The organism is Coprococcus intestinihominis (assembly GCF_040096555.1).
GTDB lineage: Bacteria > Bacillota > Clostridia > Lachnospirales > Lachnospiraceae > Coprococcus_A > Coprococcus_A intestinihominis.
The window spans coordinates 1-5,029 of sequence record NZ_JBBMEK010000242.1; the positions used below are offsets into that span (position 1 = coordinate 1).

A 5,029-nucleotide genomic window follows, 5' to 3' on the forward strand; every position below is an offset into this window, starting at 1 on the left:
TTGCAAAAGCGTTTCATAATTGATGTCCTTTACATTTTTACCGCCAATCAGGACTTCACCCTCCTGAACATCGTAAAAACGGGAAACCAATTCAATGACTGTGCTTTTCCCAGCACCAGAACCACCAACTAAGGCCATGCGTTCTCCGTCTTTAATTTTTAAATTACATTGTTGCAATACATCGGTTTTTCCGTCATAAGAAAATCGTACATTCCGTAGTTCTATATCGTGTCTTTTAGGAAATTCTGTACCACCTTCAAAGGTAGGAATACTCAAAATTTCCTCCGTCTTTGTAACGCCAGCGAGGACTTGCGCAAAGCTGCTGCCTAATTCCTGAAGGGGACGAATTTCTGTCAGATACATAGAACCGACAAAGGCAAACAATAAAAGTACACTTGCTGTGATTGAACCCTTTAAGAAGAACATTCCGCCAAACGGAACCATAAGCAGCATACCGCACTCGATCACTACAATAAACGCTGCATAAAAAGGTCCCATTTTCTTTGACATAATATTCCACACATCATTTTCTTCTTTTACGGCTGTCTTGAATTTCTGGAAAGACTTACTCCCCATATTGTAGGCTTTAATCAATTTCATACCGCTGATGTACTCTACCATGACAGAATTAAGGCTCGCTACGGATTTGTTTGCTCGGTCCATCATGCCTGCTGCTCCAACAAACATGAAAATCATAACAATTACCGCTAAAACCAGTGGTATAAGAGAAATCAAAGCTAAAGGCACATTAACTGTCAACAAATAGATAAATACAACTACAGGACCAACAAGGTAGCAAACCAACTCCGGCATATTATGCGCCAGGAAGAGTTCTAACTTTTCAATATCCTCATTTAAAACTGTCTTGATTTCTCCTGTGCTTCGTTCATTTAAAGCTCCCAATGGAACTTTTGCCATGTGTTCTGCCACCATACAACGGACTTTGAACAGAGCACGATAAGCACCCTTGTGTGAAGCCACACCAGAAGCACCAAACAATACAAAGCGGACAATAATTGCACCTATGATTAAGGCAGCGTCTTGCATAACAAATTCTGATGTACAGGTATTGTTATATACTGCGTCCATTAAACGATAAATCCCATAGTAGGGAATCATCGTACAAATTCCGCTGATGAGCGACAGAAAAATAGATAGATATATCCAGTATTTCTCACGGCCAGCCCATTTCAGCAGAAGTTTGATTGGACTTTTCTTTTTTTGCATAAAATGTTCCTCCTTTCCTAAACCGTTCTATTGAATGGAAAACAGTTTTTTCATCTTATTTTCTTTGGTTGGAGATACCAATATATCTTCACATTGTTCACCATGATCTACATGAAGAACACGAGTACAAGTTCGGCAAACAAATTCATAATCATGTGTTACAATAAAGATAATTTTCCCCATAGACGCTAATTCCTTAACGAGTCCTGCAACCTGAGCCATACTATCATAATCAAGTCCAGATGTGGGCTCGTCAAAGACGAGTAATTCTTTTTTGCATATCATACTGACAGCAACCGCTACACGCTGTTTTTGTCCTCCAGACAGTGTATTCGGGTGCTTATCCTTATACGGGGTTAACCCTAATTTTTCCATTGTAGATTCGATTAAGGTTTCATCGGGATTGCGAATACCAAAATAGCACTCCGTTTTTACACTGTTGGCAAATAATTCATAATTGACATCTTGCATTACCATATACGAGCATTTTAAACGCTGTTTTCTATCCTGCGGTTGTCCGTCCCAAAAAAAATTCCCCTTGGTATTTTTATGAAGCCCGCACAACGCTCTTGCAAGCGTCGTTTTACCAGCTCCATTATGTCCTACAATGCCAATAACTTCACCAAAACCAGCACTAAGATTTATATTTTCCAAAATAGCTCGTTTTTTATAGAACATGGAGACATTCTTTAATTCCAGTACAGGGTTAGCTTGTGTACTCTGACTGTTTTCGGAATGTATAGCGGATAAATCGGCAGCACGCAGGCGCATAGCTTTCCGTTTTTTATCAGGAATTTTTTGAAATTCTTTTGGTGTATAAATTCCTTTGATTTCGCCCTGTTCTAAAAAGATGATTCGGTCTACTATATCCATGAGATAATATAGACGGTGCTCTGCAATTAAAATGGTTTTCCCCTGTTTTTTAATAAGCCGTAAATGTTCTTGCAAATCTTTGATTGCGTCCATATCTAAATTTGAGGACGGTTCATCTAAAAGATAAATGTCAGGATTCATCGCATAGACAGAAGCAAAAGCTATTTTTTGCTTTTCACCGCCAGACAATTCATGTAAGGAACGGTTGCATAAGTTTTGAATCTCTAAATCCTTAATTGTAGTGTCTACACGCTCTTGTAACTCTTTCGGCGGGCGTGCTTCATTTTCAAGGCCAAACGCAATTTCGCTGTTACTGTCCACGTTGAAAAATTGTGTTCTTGGATTTTGAAATACTGAGCCGATATGTTCTGCAAGTTCATACATCGGAAAATCATTCACATTTTTGCCATTTATTAAGACAGTACCTTTTACTTCTCCTGGATAAAACCGTGGAATCAGACCGTTAATCAATCTCGTGATTGTCGTTTTTCCGCAGCCGCTACAACCACATAATAAAATACATTCTCCATCATGTATGGTAAGATTTACGTCATGCAGACCGCTACCATCTTGACCGTAATAGGAAAAGTCTATATTTTGAAGTTCAATCACAGGAACACCCCCTTGCAAAACTGACCGACTAAAAACATCGCCAAAAAGCATAGGAACACAATGAGATCACCAATACCAAAATGTACTTGTACTAATGATGTGCGCGGTTTCGGATTTTCAATTCCTCTCGTAACAGATGCTATGGTTAGTTCATCTGATGTTTTAGATGCCGCCATCATCAATGGTACGTAAATACATTCAATCGTCATGCTCGGCTGCGTAATCAAACTTTTTAATGAGGGTGAAACATCTCTCATTTTCATAGCATCTTTAATAAAACGCCAATCTTCTCGGATTGTCGGTATATATCGCAACATAACAGCAATCGGTACAACTACCTTTTGTGAAACATGGCTGCGATTCATCGCAGAAAGAAATTCTCCGATTTTAGTAGTGGACAGGATAATTCCAGACAGAAATCCACAGGGATATACCTTATGTACCAATCCAAAGAAAGCCACTAACATTACTTGTAATGTCCCTTGAAGTTGCATAGTTGCCAATGTCAAAAAATAAAAGACAAAATAGACAGCCATTCCTATCAAAGCATAGCGAAATTTTCCGCTAAAAAGTCCAAATAAAGCAACTAAACCAACCAAGAGTATCTCATAAAATAAGGAGGGTGCCATTGACGCCGACAATACGCATAGCAGTAAAAGCATGATTTTGGTACGCGGATCAATCCATAATTCAAAATGTGCCTTTCCAGAACTCATGCAGTAATCCCCGCCTTTTCAAACTGTTTTTTCAAGAGCTTGTGACCTATAAAGCCACTGATAATTGCAATTACTACTGTTGCTAAGATAATGACAGGAAGAATAGCTATTGGTGCAGAATTTGCCATAATGTCGATATATTCCTGTGATGTCCCTTTTTCCAACATAACCTGTGCCCATGCTGTCGGATTTACCACGTAAGCAAGAAATACACCTGCAGGTCCAAGACAGAACAAGGCAAATGCCGCGATATTCCATTTTACGTTTTTATAACCACGCATACCGGCTACAAAGTCCGCAACAATACCCATTACGATATACCCTAAATCCATAGCCCAGTGCATACCAAACACAAACCAGATAATTCCATTTATAATACCACAGATTGCAATGGTTCCGCGTTTTGGTACTTTTGCCACCATGAGCAAAAATACAGGGCCACAGAGCAGCGCAATGCCAAGCGGCTGATAAAATGTGAGTGCCGGATTTGGGGCAAAAGGCAATGAGCCTATCAATTCAAAAACGAAAAATAAGGCGTTAAAAATACCTATTGTAACCAAATCCTTTACAGTTAGCCCTTTCTTGTCCAAATAATTTTCCATTTTAGGTTTCCTCCTTTTTACGAAGCGTCATCTTGACGCTTCTATCTTTGATGTGTTAGAATTTTGTTAGTTAAAACTAATTACATGAAATAGCATACTACACGATACTTCCATTTACAATGCTCTTAAAGCATGCTCGTGTAATCAGGGTATAATTTCGTGTAATCAGGGCAGAATATGGGAGGAATTAAATGAATACTGTTATTGATTTTTATAAATCTCAACTTGCCGAAAAAGGATTTGTTCCCGCTCTTGATAATTATAGTTATTGTAGTGTAGGCACAACTTGGCAGCTTTCTAATGAACTAGGCGGAGGATATTTTTGGCTTTTTTCCGTAAAAGACTTGTATAGTATCAAAATTCATGATTTTTATTTTCATAATGACACCATTATGGAATTCTCTTGGCCAGAATGTCTTAGTATATCTCAATATGATTCTGTTTCCGGTGAAGAACTTGCCCCTTATCGTCGATTAGAAGCGGGTTGTGTCAAGAGTTTCCTTGGCGGATATAAGCCTTATAAGGTTTTAATTCACAAAAATATTCCTATTCGCTCTACAGGAATTGAAATTATGCCTGCATATTATGAAGATTATTTAAAGTGCCAATATCCTGATGTATATGCAAGCCCTCAAAAGGCCTTTGATGCTGTCGGACAAACAATGGATTTTCCTAAAATGTCCCAACTTTTAAAACAAGTACACGATTATCGTGGCGAAGGAATTGCTGCCGATTTGTTTTATGAGGGTAAAGTAGCTGAAGCTATTGCGCTTACTATTGAATGGAACAAAAGAAATTTGGAGAAGAAAAAGATAATACATCGACTCTCTGAACAAGATATTAAAGAATTAGAGACAATTACTTTATTCTTGAATGACCATTATGCACAAGATATAACCCTTGAAAGTTTAACTAAAATTGCCTATATGGGGGCTACAAAACTTCAAACAATTTTTAAGCAGTATCATGATTGTACAATAACCCAATATATTCAACAAC

The 5,029-nt window shown here is 38.2% G+C and carries 5 protein-coding genes; 1 reads left to right on the top strand and 4 read right to left on the bottom strand.

The genetic code is table 11. The annotated features are described in order from the left end of the window. The 4 genes from WMO25_RS14665 to WMO25_RS14680 form a co-directional block, all read right to left on the bottom strand. Window positions 1-1,227, bottom strand: a 1,227-nt coding sequence (locus WMO25_RS14665; RefSeq protein ID WP_349085921.1) for an ABC transporter ATP-binding protein, incomplete at its 3' end; no start/stop codon positions are given. 27 nt (window positions 1,228-1,254) lie between these two features. Beyond that, window positions 1,255-2,712 carry an ABC transporter ATP-binding protein gene (locus WMO25_RS14670; RefSeq protein ID WP_349085923.1) on the bottom strand — a complete coding sequence of 486 codons (1,458 nt, stop codon included), beginning with the start codon at window positions 2,710-2,712 and terminating at the stop codon, window positions 1,255-1,257. Next, the gene (locus WMO25_RS14675) at window positions 2,709-3,428 is read right to left on the bottom strand and encodes an energy-coupling factor transporter transmembrane component T (protein WP_349085924.1); all 720 of its coding nucleotides are present in this window, start codon (window positions 3,426-3,428) and stop codon (window positions 2,709-2,711) included. Before WMO25_RS14675 ends, WMO25_RS14670 begins: the two co-directional genes overlap by 4 nt. Continuing rightward, on the bottom strand, window positions 3,425-4,030 hold the full coding sequence (locus WMO25_RS14680; RefSeq protein ID WP_349085926.1) for an MptD family putative ECF transporter S component: 606 nt from the start codon (window positions 4,028-4,030) through the stop codon (window positions 3,425-3,427). The genes WMO25_RS14675 and WMO25_RS14680 overlap by 4 nt, the downstream gene beginning before the upstream one ends. Window positions 4,031-4,221: 191 nt before the next feature. On the opposite strand from WMO25_RS14680, the gene WMO25_RS14685 reads away from it, so the two are divergent. Next, on the top strand, window positions 4,222-5,029 hold an 808-nt coding region (locus WMO25_RS14685; RefSeq protein ID WP_349085927.1), incomplete at its 3' end, for an AraC family transcriptional regulator.

Bases quoted from the DNA above. Each gene is read 5' to 3' on its own strand.
- WMO25_RS14675 (WP_349085924.1), bottom strand. From the start codon at position 3,428: ATGAGTTCTGGAAAGGCACATTTTGAATTATGGATTGATCCGCGTACC.
- WMO25_RS14680 (WP_349085926.1), bottom strand. From the start codon at position 4,030: ATGGAAAATTATTTGGACAAGAAAGGGCTAACTGTAAAGGATTTGGTT.